At 69.4% G+C, this 16,329-nt stretch carries 14 protein-coding genes, 2 tRNA genes, 1 pseudogene and 1 other annotated feature; of the genes and pseudogenes, 6 read left to right on the top strand and 11 right to left on the bottom strand.

Going from position 1 to position 16,329, the window contains the following annotated elements; genetic code table 11:
- Positions 1 to 13: 13 nt before the first annotated feature.
- Complete coding sequence (locus tag QZ258_RS02330; protein ID WP_294178663.1) at positions 14 to 736, top strand: cytochrome c biogenesis CcdA family protein; 723 nt, start codon at positions 14 to 16, stop codon at positions 734 to 736.
- Positions 737 to 801: 65 nt separating this feature from the next.
- Here QZ258_RS02330 and QZ258_RS02325 read toward each other — a convergent pair.
- Positions 802 to 2,039 (bottom strand): IS3 family transposase gene (locus QZ258_RS02325; protein WP_294178715.1). Its coding sequence is split into 2 segments (ribosomal slippage): positions 802 to 1,754 and positions 1,754 to 2,039, totalling 1,239 coding nucleotides; the frame shifts between segments, so codons are not numbered across the junction.
- Positions 1,664 to 1,767: a sequence feature (AL1L pseudoknot), on the bottom strand. Its footprint overlaps the gene before it by 104 nt.
- A gap of 66 nt (positions 2,040 to 2,105) precedes the next feature.
- Here QZ258_RS02325 and QZ258_RS12375 point away from each other — a divergent pair.
- The 3 genes and pseudogenes from QZ258_RS12375 to QZ258_RS02315 form a co-directional block, all read left to right on the top strand.
- Positions 2,106 to 2,180: pseudogene (locus tag QZ258_RS12375) on the top strand (hypothetical protein); the annotation flags it as partial.
- Positions 2,181 to 2,213: 33 nt separating this feature from the next.
- Positions 2,214 to 2,483: a hypothetical protein gene (locus tag QZ258_RS02320; protein ID WP_294178661.1), complete on the top strand. Its 270-nt coding sequence runs from the start codon at positions 2,214 to 2,216 to the stop codon at positions 2,481 to 2,483.
- Entirely contained in the window at positions 2,447 to 3,025 is a 579-nt protein-coding gene (locus tag QZ258_RS02315) for a site-specific integrase (protein WP_294178660.1), read from the top strand. The genes QZ258_RS02320 and QZ258_RS02315 overlap by 37 nt, the downstream gene beginning before the upstream one ends.
- Positions 3,026 to 3,229: 204 nt before the next feature.
- Here the strand turns inward: QZ258_RS02315 and QZ258_RS02310 are convergent.
- From QZ258_RS02310 to QZ258_RS02290, 5 genes are all read right to left on the bottom strand, one after another.
- Positions 3,230 to 3,305: transfer RNA gene (locus QZ258_RS02310), tRNA-Glu, on the bottom strand.
- A gap of 52 nt (positions 3,306 to 3,357) precedes the next feature.
- Complete coding sequence (locus tag QZ258_RS02305; RefSeq protein WP_294178658.1) at positions 3,358 to 4,281, bottom strand: diacylglycerol kinase family protein; 924 nt, start codon at positions 4,279 to 4,281, stop codon at positions 3,358 to 3,360.
- Positions 4,282 to 4,438: 157 nt separating this feature from the next.
- Positions 4,439 to 6,478, bottom strand: a complete 2,040-nt coding sequence (locus QZ258_RS02300) for a heavy metal translocating P-type ATPase (protein WP_294178656.1) — start codon at positions 6,476 to 6,478, stop codon at positions 4,439 to 4,441.
- A 133-nt stretch (positions 6,479 to 6,611) separates the two neighbouring features.
- A complete protein-coding gene (locus tag QZ258_RS02295) occupies positions 6,612 to 6,893 on the bottom strand; it encodes a metal-sensitive transcriptional regulator (RefSeq protein WP_294178654.1) in 282 nt (93 codons plus the stop codon).
- A gap of 54 nt (positions 6,894 to 6,947) precedes the next feature.
- Positions 6,948 to 7,916 (bottom strand): acetylxylan esterase, encoded by a 969-nt coding sequence (locus tag QZ258_RS02290; RefSeq protein WP_294178652.1) that lies wholly within the window; start codon positions 7,914 to 7,916, stop codon positions 6,948 to 6,950.
- Between the two features lie 34 nt (positions 7,917 to 7,950).
- Here QZ258_RS02290 and QZ258_RS02285 point away from each other — a divergent pair, with 34 nt between their 5' ends.
- Positions 7,951 to 8,583, top strand: coding sequence for an MBL fold metallo-hydrolase (locus tag QZ258_RS02285; protein WP_294178650.1), 633 nt, complete (start codon positions 7,951 to 7,953; stop codon positions 8,581 to 8,583).
- A gap of 21 nt (positions 8,584 to 8,604) precedes the next feature.
- Here QZ258_RS02285 and QZ258_RS02280 read toward each other — a convergent pair whose 3' ends face one another.
- The 5 genes from QZ258_RS02280 to QZ258_RS02260 all read right to left on the bottom strand — a co-directional run bounded on the left by QZ258_RS02280 (position 8,605) and on the right by QZ258_RS02260 (position 15,795).
- A complete protein-coding gene (locus QZ258_RS02280; protein ID WP_294178648.1) occupies positions 8,605 to 9,441 on the bottom strand; it encodes a sulfite exporter TauE/SafE family protein in 837 nt (278 codons plus the stop codon).
- Between the two features lie 141 nt (positions 9,442 to 9,582).
- A tRNA-Gln gene (locus tag QZ258_RS02275) sits at positions 9,583 to 9,654 on the bottom strand.
- Between the two features lie 33 nt (positions 9,655 to 9,687).
- Positions 9,688 to 13,146 (bottom strand): thiol reductant ABC exporter subunit CydC, encoded by a 3,459-nt coding sequence (gene cydC / locus QZ258_RS02270; protein WP_294178712.1) that lies wholly within the window; start codon positions 13,144 to 13,146, stop codon positions 9,688 to 9,690.
- A gap of 5 nt (positions 13,147 to 13,151) precedes the next feature.
- Complete coding sequence (gene cydB, locus QZ258_RS02265; RefSeq protein WP_294178646.1) at positions 13,152 to 14,198, bottom strand: cytochrome d ubiquinol oxidase subunit II; 1,047 nt, start codon at positions 14,196 to 14,198, stop codon at positions 13,152 to 13,154.
- Positions 14,199 to 14,220: 22 nt separating this feature from the next.
- Positions 14,221 to 15,795, bottom strand: a complete 1,575-nt coding sequence (locus QZ258_RS02260) for a cytochrome ubiquinol oxidase subunit I (protein WP_294178644.1) — start codon at positions 15,793 to 15,795, stop codon at positions 14,221 to 14,223.
- Between the two features lie 169 nt (positions 15,796 to 15,964).
- On the opposite strand from QZ258_RS02260, the gene QZ258_RS02255 reads away from it, so the two are divergent.
- Positions 15,965 to 16,327: a BlaI/MecI/CopY family transcriptional regulator gene (locus QZ258_RS02255; RefSeq protein WP_294178642.1), complete on the top strand. Its 363-nt coding sequence runs from the start codon at positions 15,965 to 15,967 to the stop codon at positions 16,325 to 16,327.
- The last annotated feature ends 2 nt before the right edge of the window (positions 16,328 to 16,329 follow it).

The following is a 16,329-nucleotide window of genomic DNA, read 5'->3' as shown; positions in this document are numbered from 1 at the left end:
ATGCAGGCAACCCATGGCTGAGGTGATCGGAAGCGGTCAGCTCTGGCTCGCGGTCCCGCTCGCGTTGCTCGCAGGGTTGGTGTCTTTCGCCTCACCGTGCGTGCTTCCCCTGGTCCCCGGGTACCTCGGCTACGTCACGGGATCGTCGGGGGGCGGCTCACGCTGGCGACCGGTCATCGGCGTCAGCCTGTTCATCCTCGGATTCGCCCTGGTTTTCGTCGCCTACGGCGCCGCGTTCGGGTCGATAGGCGGCTGGCTGATCCGCTGGCAGGATCCACTCACGCGGATTCTCGGCGGGGTCGTCATCCTCATGGGGTTGGTGTTCATCGGCGCATTTCGCCTCTTCCAACGCACCGCCAAGCTGCCGATCACCCCACGTACCGGGCTCGCCGGCGCTCCGCTGCTCGGGGTCGTGTTAGGACTCGGCTGGACCCCTTGTCTGGGTCCGACCTTGGCCGCGATCTCCGCATTGAGCATCGGCACCGGCTCCGCCTCGCGCGGCGCGCTCCTCACCGCCGTCTACTCCATCGGACTCGGCCTCCCCTTCCTGGTCGTGGCCGCCGGCCTCGGCTGGGCGACCACGGCAGTCGCGTTCCTTCGCCGTCACATCCGGGCGATCAACATTGCCGGCGGTCTGACTATGGTGGCGATCGGCGTGCTGATGGTCACCGGCGTCTGGACTGCGATTCTCTACTCCCTTCAGAACCTCATCGGCGGAACCGTGTTACCCATATGACGCCGACTATCGCCCATCCCAGACGCCCGCGCTGGCCACTGATTGATTCGGCCTGGGTTTCGTGCCTATCCGGTTTCCTGTCCGGCGGGCGCCAGCAGGGGTGATTCTTGGTCAGCGTAGTAGGCCTGCTCGATCTCGACCGGGGTGCGGTAGTCGAGCTCGCCGTGGAGGCGAGAGTTGTTCCACCACCACACCCATTCCAACGTCGCTAGCTCGACTTGCTCGACCGTGCGCCAGGGCCCGCGGTGTCGAATCAGCTCGGTCTTGAACAGTCCGTTCACCGCCTCGGCCAGAGCATTGTCGTAGCTATCTCCGACACTGCCCGTGGAGGGCTTCGCGCCGAGCTCGACGATTCGATCCGTATAGACCACGGCCAGATAGTTTGAGCCGTGATCGGCGTGATGCACGAGCCCGGCCGAATCACCTCCGGCATCCCAGGCGGCCATATCGAGTGCTTGCAACGGCAGCACGTCAGCCTTCAGAGTCGAGGCGACCCGCCAGCCCACGATGCGGCGCGAGAACACGTCGGTGACGAACGCGACATAGGCGAACCCGCTCCACGTCGCGACATACGTCACGTCGGCCACCCAGAGCCTGCGCGGGGCCAGCGCGGTGAACTGCCGGTTCACCAGGTCGCCGGGCTTCACCGTCGTGGGATCCGACTTCGTGGTGAATGTCCTCTTGGACCGTCGCACGCCCTGAACTCCGGCCAGTTTCATGAGCCGTGCGGTCTGATCCCGGCCCACTTGCCAACCCTGCCGGCGCATCAGCGCATGCATCTTCCGGCGCCCATAGACGCCGTAGTTCTCCGCATGCAGCCGGGCAATTTCTGGCACGAGAAGCTCCTCTCGCAACTGACGCGCCGAGGGCATGCGTGCTTTCGCGGCGCGATAGCCGCGGGCGGAGAGGAACCCACTCACTGCCGGCCGGAGCACTCGGCAGAGGAGCTCGACCCCGAAGCGATCTCTCATCTGGTCGATGAAGGCGATCATCTCGTCGTGGGGTGGTCGAGCTCCTTGGCGAAAAACACGCTCGCGGCCTTGAGGATCTCGTTGGCTTTGCGCAGCTCCGCGTTCTCGCGTTTCAGCCGTCGAATCTCGATCTCGGCCTCCGAGGTGATTCCCGGGGCGGTGCCCGCGTCGATCTCCTCGCGGCGAGCCCAGGTTCGTAGCGTCTCGGGGCTGATCCCCAGCAACCCGCCTACGTGCTTCGCGGCCTCGGTCTTGCTCGTATGGTCGGGCAGCGCCTCGGCGAACATCCGCAGCGCACGCGACTTCATTTCTGGTTCAAACTTCTTCGGCATCAGGTTCCATCCTGGATCAGAGGACGGCACTAAACCCAGGCCGAATCACGAAGCCGAGTTGCACACATCATCGACAAGCACATCGCACCCAAACTCGGACGGATCCGCATCGGTAACCTCACCCGACTGCGCGTGCAGGAGTGGGCGTCTGGCCTCCCTGGATCGCCGGCCACGGTGCGGAAAATCGTCAACGTACTCTCCGGCGCGCTGCGATTCGCGGTGGAAGACAGCCGGCTTCCATCGAATCCCGCACAGCGGCTGAAACTGCCGAAGGTCGTCGAGACCGCCCGACGCTACCTAACCCACGAGCAGGTCGCTTCGCTGGCGCGGGCGGTCGGCGAAACCTCCGACGGGTTCCAGCACGGCTATCACCTCGCCGTCCTCGTACTCGCCTATTGCGGTCTGCGATGGGGGAACTCTCCGGCCTCCGAACACGCGACATAGACCTCGATCGACGCCGGCTGACGATCCGACAAACAGTCGTCGCCGACCGTGGCTACCAACGCATCGAGGCGCCCAAAGACTATGAGCAGCGCTCCATCCCGATCCCCCATTTCCTCTGCGATCCGCTCGCCAGCCAGATCACCGGACGCCAACCCGACGAGCCGGCCTTCTACGGCATCCGGACCAGAACCTGGCTGCGCAACCACGTCTTCCGCGTCGGCTGGTTCGACCCCGCTGCAGCGGCCATCGGACTCAAAGGGCTCACGCCGCACGAACTGCGCCACACGGCCGCCAGCCTCGCCGTCTCAGCGGGCGCCAACATCAAAGCGGTGCAGCGAATCCTCGGGCACGCCTCCGCCGCGGTGACCCTCGACGTATACGCAGACCTCTTCGACGAGGACCTCGACGCTGTCGGCGCATCGCTGGACCGCGTCGCCATGCAGACCTCGATCGCCGGGCTACTCGCCGACCGAGCACACCCGGCCCACGAGCACCTGCTCCCTCCGCCCCCCGCACCCTCCAGCGCAAGCTTCGGCCTCTAACGCGTTCAGCGTCGAACGCTCCGAGCCCCGCCGCGCCGCCACGCCCTCGCTTGCCGCGAAGACCTACGAACCGGACCGCCACCGGCTTCTCCGCTGGCCGCACCTCAGGTCGATGTTGCCAAAATGTTGCCACGAGCCGACTTCGACCCAGCTCAGGCAATCCCGCGAAACACAAAACCCCTGGCTTGACCAGGGGTTTTGAGGTGGTGACCCCAGCGGGATTCGAACCCGCGTTACCGCCGTGAGAGGGCGGCGTACTAGGCCGCTATACGATGGGGCCGGACGACAACCGTACGAGTATGCCACAGCATCCGCGGCTTTCCCAAATCGGTTCAGGCAAGCACTCTGAGCGCCCCCGGCACCACCTCGATGTCGACCGGCAGAGGTGCGAAACGCTCACCATCCCCGTAGGTCACGATGCCGTCAGCCTCGATGCGGATGCGCGTCGCCCGCCGCATGATGACGCGCGAATCGGTGACATGCGTGCCCGCAAACACGCGCGGGAAGATGCGCAAAAATGCGAACCGCGACAGCGGCGTCACGATCATGATGTCGAGCAGCCCGTCGTCGAGTTGCGCCTCGGGGGTGATCTTCATTCCCCCGCCGAGGGAGACGTTGTTGCCGATCGAGACCATGAGCGCCTCGAGGTCGAGCACCTCATCGTCGAGGGTCACCCGGTAGCGGATCGGGGTGAGCCGGGTGAGTTCGACCAGCAGGGCCAGGATGTATCGGCTGGGGCCCTTGGGGTGACGCATCGAGTTGGCGCGTTCGTTGACGATGGCGTCGAAGCCGGCGCTCATCGAGCCGGCGAACCAGCGCTCCCCCGCGGCCTGCGCCTCGGAGTCCGCCCAGCGCACGCGGACGGCGTCGATCACGCGCGCGGGCCGTTGCAGCGCGGCGGCGAGCGCCTCGAGCGCCTGCTCCGCGTTGTCGAGGGGAATCCCGAGGCCACGCGACATATCGTTGCCGGTGCCTGAGGGGATGACGCCGAGCGGCACCTCGGTGCCCGCCACCAGGTTCGCGCCGAGGTTCACCATCCCGTCGCCGCCGACGACGATGAGCGCGTCGGGGCCGGTCGCGACCGCGGCGCGGGCGGAGGCGATCAGTGATTCCGCATCCGGCTCGGTGAGGGCCGTGACGGTGTGGCCGAGCGCCCGCAGGGTCTGCACGACGGCCGGGCCGACATCCCGCGTCGACCCGAATGAGGCCGAGGGATTGATGGCGACGACGAGGTGCTGGGCCCGCATCGTCGACATCCCCCGAGTATGGCAGTCCCCGAGTGTGTCGCTTTTCCGGAGGTTTGGCGCGCCGCGCCCGACTTGGCGGGGGCGAGCACCCCCGTGTGACCAGATTCTCCGGAGAAACGACACACTGGGCGGGCGGATGCGCGGGAGCGCGGGCGTGGAGCGCGCGTCAGCGGGCGAAGCGCACGAAGCGGAGCAGCTGCGCGTTGAGCGCCACCACGATCGTCGAGACGCTCATCACGATCGCGCCCACCGCGGGCGGCATGAGGAACCCGACCCCGGCGAGCACGCCCGCCGCGAGCGGCAGCCCGACCACGTTGTAGCCGGTCGCCCAGCCGAGGTTCTGCAGCATCTTGCGATAGGTCGCCCGACTCAGCGTGATCGCGTCGACCACTCCGCGCGGGTCGCTCGAGGCGAGCACGATGCCGGCCGACTCGATCGCCACATCGGTGCCCGCGCCGATCGCGATGCCGAGATCCGCGGTCGCGAGCGCGGGAGCGTCGTTGACGCCGTCGCCGACCATCGCGACGCGGTGCATCCCGCCGTTCTGGATGCGCGCCACGGTCGCCGCCTTCTGGTCCGGCAGGACCTCGGCGTACACCTCCGTGATTCCGAGCTGCGCGGCCACCCAGTCGGCGACGGCGTGCGAATCCCCGGTCATCATGGCGACGCGGATGCCGCGCTGAGTAAGCAGCTTCACGGCCTCGGCCGACTCGTCGCGCACCGCGTCCGCGAGCGCGAAGATGCCCAGCACCTCCTCGCCCTCGACGAGGTAGACGAGCGTGTGGCCCTTCGCGGCAAGCTCGCGCGACTCGTTCACAAGCCCGTTCTCGAGCCGAAGACCGGCGCCGGTGACCTGGCGGCCGCTCACGACGCGCAGCTCGCGTCCGTCGACGATGGCGCTCGCGCCGCGGCCCGCGAGCGCCTTGAAGCCCTTGGGCCGGCCGAGCTTCAGCTTGCGCTTCTTCGCCGCGGCGACGATCGCCCGGGCGATCGGATGCTCGGAGCGCGATTCGACGGCCGCCGCCAGCCGGAGGATCTCTTCCTCCTCCTGCCCGGGCGACGGCACCCAGCGCGAGAGCGCGAGCTCGCCGCGCGTCAGCGTGCCCGTCTTGTCGAAGAGCACGACATCGATCTCGCGCGCGGTCTCGAGCGCGGCACGTTCGCGGATCAGGATGCCCCGCTTGGCACCCATCGCGGTCGACAGCTGGGCGACGAGCGGGATCGCGAGCCCGAGCGCGTGCGGGCACGCGATCACGAGCACCGTGACGACGCGGTTGATGACGAACGCCGGGTCGTCCGGCATCAGCAGGTACCAGGCGACGAGGGTGATGACGGCGGCGCCCACCGCGACGTAGAACAGCAGCGCCGCGGCACGGTCGGCGAGCAGCTGCTGCCCGGATTTGCTGGACTGCGCGTCCGAGACCAGGCGCATGATGCCGGCGAGCGCGGTGTCGTCGCCGAGCTTGGTCACCCTGACGACGAGGGCGCCGCCCGCGACGACGCTGCCGCCGACCACCTGATCGCCGGTCTGCTTCGCCACGGCGGCGGACTCGCCGGTGAGCAGGGATTCGTCGAGCTCGGCCTCGCCGTCGACGATTTCACCGTCGGCGGGGACGCGTTCACCCGGCCGCACGATCAGCAGGTCGCCGACCCGCAGCTCGGCGGTCGGCACGCTCTCGGTTTCGGCATCCGGTGCGGCGTGATCGGCGTCGCGCACCCGCTCGGCGGTGTCGGGCACGAGCTTGGCGAGCTCGCCGAGCGCGTTCTGGGCGCCCATCACGGCGCTCATCTCGATCCAGTGGCCGAGCAGCATGATGACGACCAGGGTCGACAGCTCCCACCAGAAGTCCATACCCTCGAAGCCGAGCGTGACCGCGGCCGAGTAGCCGAAGGCGACGACGAGTGCGAGCGAGATGAGCGTCATCATGCCGGGCGACTTGGCGCGCAGCTCGTGCCAGGCACCCTGCAGGAAGATGCGCCCGCCGATGACGAAGATCGCCAGGCCAAAGGCGGCGGGAATGAACTGGCTGCCGGGGAACCGCGGCCCCGACAGGCCCAGGATGTCTTGGAGACCGGTCGAGAAGACGAGCGTCGGGATGGTCAGAACCAGCGAGATCCAGAACAGCTTCTTGAACCGCGCCGGGTCGTGGGCGCTGTGGTCGTGAGCGCCGTGGTCGTGCGCGCTGGAGCGATGATCATGGGCCATTTCTGGCCCATGATGCGACGCCAGCGCCGAAGCCCGTCCCGGGCTTCGGTCGTCACGCGCGCCGTGATGGTCGTGCTCGTGATGCTCGTGGTCGTGATGCTCGTGGTCGTGCGTGGCGGTGTCGCGTGCCATCTCAGTTCCCTCGGTTGTTCTGCAGTTCGAAGACCGTCAGCAGTTCGGCAACGGCCGCGTCGCGCGATTCGGCCCCGGCGTCGAACATCTCGCCGACGTGCGTGCGCAGGTGGTTTTCGACGAGGAGCTTGTTGAGACTGCGCAGCGAACTCTGGATCGCGAGGGACTGCGTGATGATGTCGACGCAGTAATCCTCGTTCTCGATCATCTTTTGGACGCCGCGCAACTGCCCCTGCAGGATCTTGGTCCGGTGCAGGGCGCGCTTCTTGATGTCCTCGATCACCCGACCGATGATACCCCTAGGGGGTACTAGTCGCTGGCAGCTGCCAGCGAACACTCAGGCGGTGCCGAAGACGCCGTGCAGCAACGTCACCGTGCGGGCGAGGGCGTCCGGCCCGCCGCCCTCGTGACCGTTGAACGGCCAGACGTCGATCTGTTTGGGGCCCGCGTAGGCGTTGAATGCACCGAATACCGTCGAAGGCTTGCAAGTCTCGTCCATGAGCGCCACCGAGAACCAGGCCGGCACGCTCGCGCGCGTGGCGAAGTTCACCCCGTCGAAGTACGAGAGGGTCTCGAAGACCTGCCCGACCTTCTCGCGGTGCGTGCGCAGGTAGCGCACGAGCTCGTGATACGGCTCCGAATCGTGGATCGTCAGGGCGCGCGGGAAGTCGCAGAGGAACGGGACGCTCGGCACGGCCGCCACGAGACCCTCGACGAGGCCGGCCACGGCCAAGCTGATGCCGCCGCCCTGGCTGCCACCCACCACCGCGACGCGCGACGAGTCCACCACGTCGAGCGAGCGCGCGGCGTCCACCGCGCGCACCGCATCCGTGAAGACACGCCGGTAGTAGTAGGTCTCTCGAGAGTCGACGCCGCGCGACATGAAGCCGGGGATCTGCGGACCGCTCGCGGCCGAGTCGGCGGTCGCGCCGGGCGACCAGGTCGAGCCCTGGCCGCGCGTGTCCATGTGGAAGTGGGCGAAGCCCGCCGAGGCGTACAACAGGTTCTCGGTGGGGCGCCCGCGCCCCCCGCCGTATCCGACGTACTCGACGACCGTGGGAAGCGGACCGCTGCGCTGCGCGGGCAGGCGCAACCAGCCCTTGACCGGTTCCCCGGCGAACCCGGGGAAGGTCACATCGAACACGTCAACGGTCACCAGTCCCGTGTCGACCGGGGTCAGTGTGACTTCGCCACCCGCGGCGCGGGCCTCGGCGATCGTGCGAGACCAGAACTCGTCGAAATCGGCGGGGTCTACCTGCGAGCTCTGATATTCACGCAGCTGGGCTTCGGGAAGGTCAACAAACACATCGCCACGATAGCGGCGCGAGTACGCTCGCCGTGTGAAGCTGACGAAGTACGAACACTCCACCCTCGTGATTGAACGCGCCGACGACCTGCTGGTGATCGACCCGGGCTCCTTCCTGACGCCACCCGACTTCCACGGCACCGTCGCGATCGTCATCACGCACGAACACGCCGACCACTGGACGCCCGAGCAACTGCGCCGGATCCTCGACGACGCACCGGATGCCCGCATCTTCGGCCCGCAGGGCGTCGCGGGCGCGGCAAGCGAGTTCGAGATCGAGGTGATGACGGCCGGTCAGCGCGTCGAGGTCGGCGCGTTCACGCTGCAGTTCTTCGGCGGGCGGCACAACGTCATCCACTCGTCGATCCCGGTCGTCGACAACCTGGGCGTGCTCGTCAACGACGAACTGTTCCACCCCGGCGACTCCTACACCGTGCCCGAGGTGCCGGTCGGCACTCTCGCGGCACCGATCGGGGCCCCGTGGCTGAAGATCGGCGAGGCGATGGACTACGTGCTCGCGGTCGGCGCGAAGCGGGTGTTCCCGATCCACGAAATGACGCTGTCGGTCGCGGGATTCGGCGTCCACCGCCCGCGCCTGGAGCGGGCGACGACCGAGCGCGGCGGCGAGTTCTTCGTGCTCGAGGCCGGGGAATCCGCCGAACTGTAACGCCTGCGATCCCGCGTCCGGCTAGCTGGCAGCGGGACCGTCGGTGTCGGGCTTGTCCTTGCGGGCGGCGCGGTGCGCCTTGATCGCGCGGATCGACAGCTGCACCGAGGTGAACAGCACGAGCAGTGCGAACAGGATCGCGGCGATCCGCGGCTCCATCCAGAACGCGAGGGCGACGCCGCCGAAGCTCGCGCCGGTCGCGAAGACGCCGACGATCAGCCCGTCCGAGAGTCGCACGAGTCGGTTGCGGATGTTCGCAATCGACCCCGTGGTCGCGGTCGGGATCATGGCCAGTAGCGAGGTCCCCTTCGCGACCAGGTCACCCATCCCGAACAGGGCGATCAAGACGGGCACGGCGACGACGCCACCGCCGATGCCGAAGAGGCCCGCGGCGATTCCCATGGCGAGGCCGAGCCCGACGAGGCCGACGATCGTCCACGTGGTGAGCTCCAGGTCGACGCCGCGCGACGGCGGCTCGAGAATCGTCTGCACCGCGACGACCACCAGCAGAGCGATGAACAGCCAGCGCAACCAGCCGAGCGGCAGCCGCTTGAGCAGGCGCGTGCCGATGATCGAGCCGACGATGCCGCCCGCGGCGATCAGCAGACCGGCGATGACGTTCACCTCGCCCTGCACCAGGTAGGTCGAGGCGCCCGCGATCGCCGTCGGCAGGATCGCGACGAGCGAGGTCGCGGCCGCGTGCCGCTGGTCGAACCTCACCAGCCAGATGAGCAACGGCACCATCACGATGCCACCACCGACGCCGAACGCGCCCGACAGCACGCCGCCGATCACCCCGACCAGGGCGAGCGCCAGATAGCGGCGCACGGGAGAGGGGGTGGCGGAATCGGTCGTCATGAAGGCATCCTGCGGGGTTGAAGAAAACAAAAGAGTGCTTTCACCCTAGGGGCGAATGGAGGCAGGCCCGACCGCGTGATCCCGGGCGCGGCCGCGCAAAAGAAAAGCCCCGCGAACGGGGCGAGACTTGTGCAGAAACTGCTGGGGTACCTGGACTCGAACCAAGAACAACTGAACCAGAATCAGCCGTGTTGCCAATTACACCATACCCCAATGGCCTCACCGAAGCGGGGCCGACGAGTTACTCTACCGTACCGTCGCGAGGGGTTCGAATCGAGGAGACGTCGGCTCGACCGGGACGCCGCTCGACGCGTCGCCGAGGAGGATGCGTGCGTCGCCCGCAGCGGCATCTGCGGCCCGGTGCGAGACGAGCACCACGATGCGATCGGAGGTCGCGCGCCGCAGGTCTGCCATGAGCGCGGCGGCGCCTTCGGCATCCAGGTGGGCGGTCGGCTCGTCGAGCAGCACCACCTCGGCATCGGTCAAGAGCGCCCGCGCGACCGCGAGCCGCTGGCGTTCGCCGCCCGAGAGAGCCGCACCGCCCGAACCGACCCGCGTGTCGAGACCGGCGGGCATGCTCGCGAGCAGGCGACCGAGACCGACGCGCTCGAGCGTCTCGCGAATGTCCGCGTCGTTCGGCTCGTGGCCGCGTGGGCGGGCGATCCGCAGGTTCGCCCGAACGGTGGAGGAGAACAGCAGCGCGTCCTGCGGGCACCAGGCGACCTGGCGGCGCCCCTCCGCGTCGGCGTCACCGGGCGCGACCAGTGGCGCGCCGTCGAGGCTGACCGCACCGGATGCCGGACTCAGCCCGCCGAGAAGCACCGTCAGCAGCGTGGACTTACCAGCCCCCGACGGGCCGCTCACCTGGAGCCACTCGCCGCGCCCGACCTGGGCGGTGATGCCGTCGAACACGAGGGAATCGGTGCCGGGCCAGCGGGCCGCCAACGAGGTGAGCGTGAGGCCGCGCGGCGCGACCGCGGGGTGCGGTGCATCGGCCGCGGGCGCGGCGGCGGGTACCGACGTGCGTGCGGTGGCCGGCGTGGCGGCAGGTGCCGGCGCCTCCATGGGAACTCGCAGCGCCGACAGGCGACGCCAGGACGCACTCAGCCGCGGCGACAGCCGGGTCGCCTCGACGAGGGCGAGCGCAGGGTCGAGGGTCGCGAGCGCAAGCAGGGCGATCACGGCGACCGTGGGCGCGCTCGTGGCGCCCGCGGCGACGAGCGGCGCCGCGATCGTCGGGACCATGACGGCAAGACCGACGAGGGCGACGACCGCGACCGCGGCACCCGCCCCCTCCGCGCGGGCGGCCCGGCGCGCGAGTTGCGAGGAACGCTCGGCGAGCCGGTCGAGTTCGGCGAGAGCCGCGGGAGCGATCCCGGCGGCGCGCACCTCGTCGGCGCCGCGCAGCAACGCGGCGAGCGCGGCGGTGTGCGCCGTGCGCGCCTCGAGCCGCGGACCGGCTCCGCGGCGGTCGGCGAGCGCGGTCACGAGCACGGCGATCCCGACCCCGGCGACGAGCGTCGCGGCGACCACGAACGTCAACTCGGGCAGCACGAACGCGGTGGTGATGACGACCCCGACGACGCTGAGCACGCCGATGAGGAGCGGGGAGATCACGCGCGGAGCGAGGTCGCGCACCTCGTGCACGAGGGTGACGAGGTAGTCGACGGCGGTGCCGCCCTCCCGAAGTCGCGCCGAGGCCGCCCCGCGGGCCGCGATCGCGTGCCACACCCGCAAGCGCAGCGCGTCGCTGGCACGGAACACGGCGTCGTGGGTGACGAGCCGCTCGGTGTAACGCGCGACCGCGCGCCCGATGCCGAAGAACCGCACCCCGACGATCGCGACCAAGAGGTACATGAGGTCGGGCTGCTCACTCGCACGCACGATGAGCCATCCCGAGACCGCCGACAGTGCCATCCCGAAGCCGGTCGCGGCCAGGCCCAGCAGGATCGCGAGGGCGGCGCGGGCGAGGATCGGCATCCGGGCGGGTTCGGTCTGCGCTGCGCTTGCCGAACTCGGCTCCGAGTGTGTCGTTTCTCCGGAGGTTTCGGCGCGGTGCGCCGAAACCACGGGGGCAGCGGGACCGGCATCCGCAAATTCTCCGGAGAAGCGAACCACTGCGGGCGGGTCGGCCACGGCGGACGGCGCGATCGGGATTCGGATGTCGGCGAGGGCGACCGTTTCGGGCTCGTGCGAGACGAGCACGATCGGGGCCGCCGTGCGCAGCCGCCGGATCTCCAGGCGCACCAGTTCGGCGTGCGCCGCATCCAGGTGCGCGGTCGGCTCGTCGAGCACGACGAGGGCGGCCGCGGGCGCGAGCAGCAGCGCGCGCGCGACGGCGACACGGCGCCGCTCCCCCGGGCTGAGGAGAGCCGGATGCCTCCCCTCCACCGCGCTCAGATCCAGCACCGCGAGCATCCGCTCGATCTCCTGCGCCGAGGCGCTGGTGAGGGCGAGTTCGTCGCGCGGCGACGCGGCGACGAGCCGCGGGGACTGCGCCGCGTACGCGATGGGCCCGCGCGGCACGCGCACGGTGCCCTGCACCTCGGCGTCGGCGCTCAGCGCGCCGACGAGGGCCGCGAGCACGGTCGACTTGCCGGCGCCGCTCGGGCCAGTGAGCGCCGTGATGGTTCCCGGCGCGAAGTCGGCGGTGAGGTCCGAGACGGCCGCATCCTCGCGCCCCGCGTAGCGCACGCGGAGGGCGTCAACGTGGGCGGCCGGGAGACGGTCGTCGACGCGCCGCCACCCGGCGACCGCGGGCTGACGCACCACCTCGCGCGCACGGCGGAGGGCACCGAGGCCGCCCTGCGCGGCGTGGAAGGCGACCCCGACCTCGCGGACGGCCGCGTAGACCTCGGGCGCGAGAATCAGCACGGCAAGCCCGACCTCGAGGCCGAGCTGCCCTTCGACCAACCGCAAGCCGATCGCGACCGCGACGAGCGCGACCGAGATGGTGCCGATCAGTTCGAGCGCGAGCGCTGAGAGGAACGCGACGCGCAGGGTCGCGAGCGTGCGCTCACGGTAGTCGTCTTGAATGCGGGCGAGGGCGCGCGTCTGCTCGGCGACCCGGCCCAGCCCGACGAGCACCGGCAGGCCGCGGGCGAGTTCGACGAGGTGGTCGCCGAGCCGCTCGAGCGCGCCGGTCGCGCGATCGACCTGGTCGCGGGTGTGCATGCCGATGAGCGCCATGAACAGCGGCACGAGCGGCAGCGTGAGCGCGACGATGAGGGCGCTCAGCCAGTCAGTTCCGAGGATGCGCAGCCCGATCACAAGCGGCACGACCGCTGCCGACACGGCCGCGGGCACCACCTGCCGGTAGTACGCATCCAACTCGTCGAGACCGCTGGTGGCGAGCACGACGGTGCCGCCGCTCGCCTCCCCCGGCGCCTCGAGCGCGCGCTCGACCACGTCGCGGCGCAGCCGCTGAGTGGACCGGATCGCGAGCCGCGCCGCGACGGTCTGCGCGGCCCAGCCGAGCGCTGCCCGCGCGAGCACGGCGGCGGCCCCGAAGCTCGCGGCCGAGCGCCAGGCCTCCGTGCCGTCGGCGAGAGCGGTCACCCCGATCGCGATCGACTCGGCGATCACGACGAGCGCGACCGCGCGCAGCACGGCGAGCACCGTCAACCCGACGAGCGGGCCGGGACCCCCAACGCCCAGACCTGCCTCGTCGAGCCGCGCGGTCAGCTGTGCGAGTCGCGCGCGCATCCGGCTCACGGCTGGCGCACCGCCGGAAGGATTTCGTGCACCGCGGGGATGTGCTCGCCCGAGATGCGCTTGCGGAACACCCAGTAGCTCCAGGCCTGGTAGACGAGCACGACGGGGAGCGCCGCCGCGGTCACGACGGTCATCACGCCGAGCGTGTAGTCACCGCTGGAGGCGTTCGAGATGGTCAGGCTGAACGCGGTGTCGATCGTCGAAGGCAAGACCACCGGATAGGCCGCGGTGAAAATGGAAGCCGCCCCGGCGACCAGGAAGACCGCGATCCCGAGGAACGCCCGCCCTTCGCGCCCGGCGCGCGCCGCCACGTATCCGAGCAGCACCGCCACGACGGCGACCGCGACGAGCGTCCACGACGCCACGCCTCCGCTCTGGAACTGCACGACGAGCACCCAGCCGACGATCGGAATGAGCGCCAGGATGCCCCACCCACTCACGAAGCGACCGGCGCGGACGCGCACCGGGCCGTCGCTCTTCAGCGCGAGGAAGGTGGCGGCGTGCACGAGCGCGAACCCGATGACGGCCAGACCGCCGAGCACGGCGATCGGGGTGAGGAAGACGAACGGTCCGCCGACGCGGTCGCCGTTGGCGTCGATCGGAAGTCCCGTCGTGGTGAGGGCGAGGCCCGCACCGATTCCGAAGGCGCTCACGAAGGAGCCGAGACCGATCGCCCAATCCCAGGTCCTCGCCCAGCGGGCCGTGTGGTGCTTGCCGCGGAACTCGATCGCGACGGCGCGGAAGATCAGACCGAGAAGCACGAGCGTGAGCGGCAGGTAGAGCGTCGAGAACAGCGAGGCGTACCAAAGCGGGAACGCGGCGAAGGTCGCGGCCCCGGCGGTCAGCAGCCAGACCTCGTTGCCGTCCCAGACCGGGCCGATCGTGTTGAGCATGACCCGGCGCTGGCGGTCCTTCTCGGCGGCGGTGCCGCGCACGCCGATGAGCATGTGCATGCCGACGCCGAGGTCGAACCCTTCGAGCAGCAGGTAGCCGATCCAGAGAGCGGCAATGGCGATGAACCAGACGGTGGGCAGAACATCCATGTCAGTGTCTTCCGATTCCGGGTCAGTAGGCGAAGGAGAGGACGTCGGAGCGGTTGCCCGAATCCGGATCGTCGGGATCGTCGTGGGGCGCCAGTTCCGGCATTGCGGACGCCACCCCTCCGCGCACGTACTTCACGAGCAGCCACACCTCGACGGCGAGCAGCACGGCGTAGACGAGCGTGAGCGAGACGGTGGAGAACAGCAACTCTCCCGCGGTCACGCCCGGTGAGACGGCCGCGGCCGTGAACATGAAGACCCCGTCGATGCCGCTCGGGTCGGGGTTCGGCGCCACCACGAAGGGCTGACGGCCGAGCTCGGTGAAGATCCAACCCGCCGAGTTGGCGGCGAACGGCGCGAGGATGCCGAGCACCGCGAGGCGCATGATCCACGGCGAGCGCGGCACGGTTCCCTTGCGCGTGAGCCACAGTGCGACGGCGGCGGCGAAGGCGGAGATCGCACCGAAGCCGATCATCATGCGGAAGCCCCAGTAGGTGACCCAGAGCAGCGGAACGTACTGGATCTCACTGCCGGCGCGGTCGCCGTAGAGGCCATCGTCGGCGAGCGTGGCGCCGTACTGCTCCTGGTAGTAGGGCAGCAGGTCGGTGATACCGGGCATGTCGGTGACGAAGTCGCCCTTGGCCAAGAACGACAGCACCCCGGGAACCTCGATGAGCGTCGTGACGCTCGAGCAGTCGGTCGCGCCGACGTCGCCGAGGGTGAGGATCGAGAAGCTGGTGCCGGTGTGGCACGCGCCTTCGGCGGCGGCCATCTTCATCGGCTGCTGCTCGTACATGAGCTTCGCCTGCAGGTCGCCGCTGATGGCGACGGCACCGAAGCCGATGATGGCGACGAGCGCCCCGAGGCGGAGCGAGTTGAGCCAGACCTTGTGGTCGGCGCGATCGCGACCCGGGATCTCGGGCGCCTCGCCGACGACGACGCGGCCGGTGGCATCCACGGTGTCGATCCCGTCTTTGCGGCGCTGCCAGAGCTGGTACCAGGCAATGCCGAGCAGGAATCCGCCGGCGACGGCGACCGAGCCCGCGATCGTGTGCGTGTAGGCGGCGACGGCGGTGTTGTTGCCGAGGACGGCCCAGATGTCGACGAGCACGGGGCGCCCGTCGATCAGTTCGACGCCGACCGGGTGCTGCATCCACGAGTTCGCCGCGATGATGAAGTACGCGGAGAGCCACGATCCGATGACGGCGACCCAGAGCGTCGCGAGGTGGAGTTTCTTGGGCAGGCGGCCCCAGCCGAAGATCCAGAGGCCGAGGAAGGTCGATTCGACGAAGAAGGCGAGCAGGCCTTCCATCGCGAGCGGCGCCCCGAAGACGTCGCCGACGAAGCGGGAGTATTCACTCCAGGCCATGCCGAACTGGAACTCCTGCACGATGCCGGTGGCGACGCCCACGATGAAGTTGATCAGGTAGAGCTTGCCCCAGAACTTCGTCATGCGGAGGTACTGCGGGTTGTCGGTGCGCACCCACGCGGTGTGCATGATCGCGACGGTCGCCCCGAGGCCGATCGTCAGCGGCACCATCAGGAAGTGGTAGACCGTCGTGATTCCGAATTGCCAGCGGGCGATGTCTAGGGGATCCACGTGGGGCCTGCTCCTTCTCGTACGACGGGTCGCGCCTCACGACCCTGAGCCAGAGTCGCGTTCCTCGAAGCGCTGCCGTAGGGCCGAAGGTCCCGTCTGGTTCCGGGATCTAGGATACCTGTTTTTCTACGAGCCGTAGAAGTAGTTCGACGGGGCGTAGAATGTTTGTATGGCGAGCCTCGGTCAACTCGAACGATCCGTGATGGATGCGGTGTGGGCCTCCCCGGTTCCCGTCACCGCGTACGACATCCTCGAGCGCCTCGACGCGGGGCACTCGGGCCGCCCGCTCGCCGCGACGACGATCCTCACCGTGCTCTCGCGGCTCGAGAAAAAGGGATTCGTGGCGAGCGACCGCTCGGCCCGCCCGCACCGCTACACCGCGACCGCCTCCCGCGCCGACCACGTCGCCGAACTGATGCACGAAGTACTGGGCGACGCCGCCGACCGTGGCGCGGTGCTCGAACGCTTCATCGGCGGGGTGTCCGATGACGACGCCGCGGTCCTCCGCCGGCTCCTGGCAGGCAACGGCTGAGC

It is taken from the genome of uncultured Schumannella sp., from assembly GCF_905479755.1.
Taxonomy (GTDB): Bacteria; Actinomycetota; Actinomycetes; order Actinomycetales; family Microbacteriaceae; genus DCRR01.
This window is presented reverse-complemented; position numbering and strand designations above follow the sequence as displayed.

Coding starts and splice junctions, on each gene's coding strand:
- QZ258_RS02330 (WP_294178663.1), top strand. CDS start 14: ATGGCTGAGGTGATCGGAAGCGGTCAGCTCTGGCTCGCGGTCCCGCTC.
- QZ258_RS02315 (WP_294178660.1), top strand. CDS start 2,447: ATGGGGGAACTCTCCGGCCTCCGAACACGCGACATAGACCTCGATCGA.
- QZ258_RS02305 (WP_294178658.1), bottom strand. CDS start 4,281: ATGTCGACGATGCGGGCCCAGCACCTCGTCGTCGCCATCAATCCCTCG.
- QZ258_RS02300 (WP_294178656.1), bottom strand. CDS start 6,478: ATGGCCCATGATCATCGCTCCAGCGCGCACGACCACGGCGCTCACGAC.
- QZ258_RS02280 (WP_294178648.1), bottom strand. CDS start 9,441: ATGACGACCGATTCCGCCACCCCCTCTCCCGTGCGCCGCTATCTGGCG.
- cydC (WP_294178712.1), bottom strand. CDS start 13,146: ATGCGCGCGCGACTCGCACAGCTGACCGCGCGGCTCGACGAGGCAGGT.
- cydB (WP_294178646.1), bottom strand. CDS start 14,198: ATGGATGTTCTGCCCACCGTCTGGTTCATCGCCATTGCCGCTCTCTGG.
- QZ258_RS02255 (WP_294178642.1), top strand. CDS start 15,965: ATGGCGAGCCTCGGTCAACTCGAACGATCCGTGATGGATGCGGTGTGG.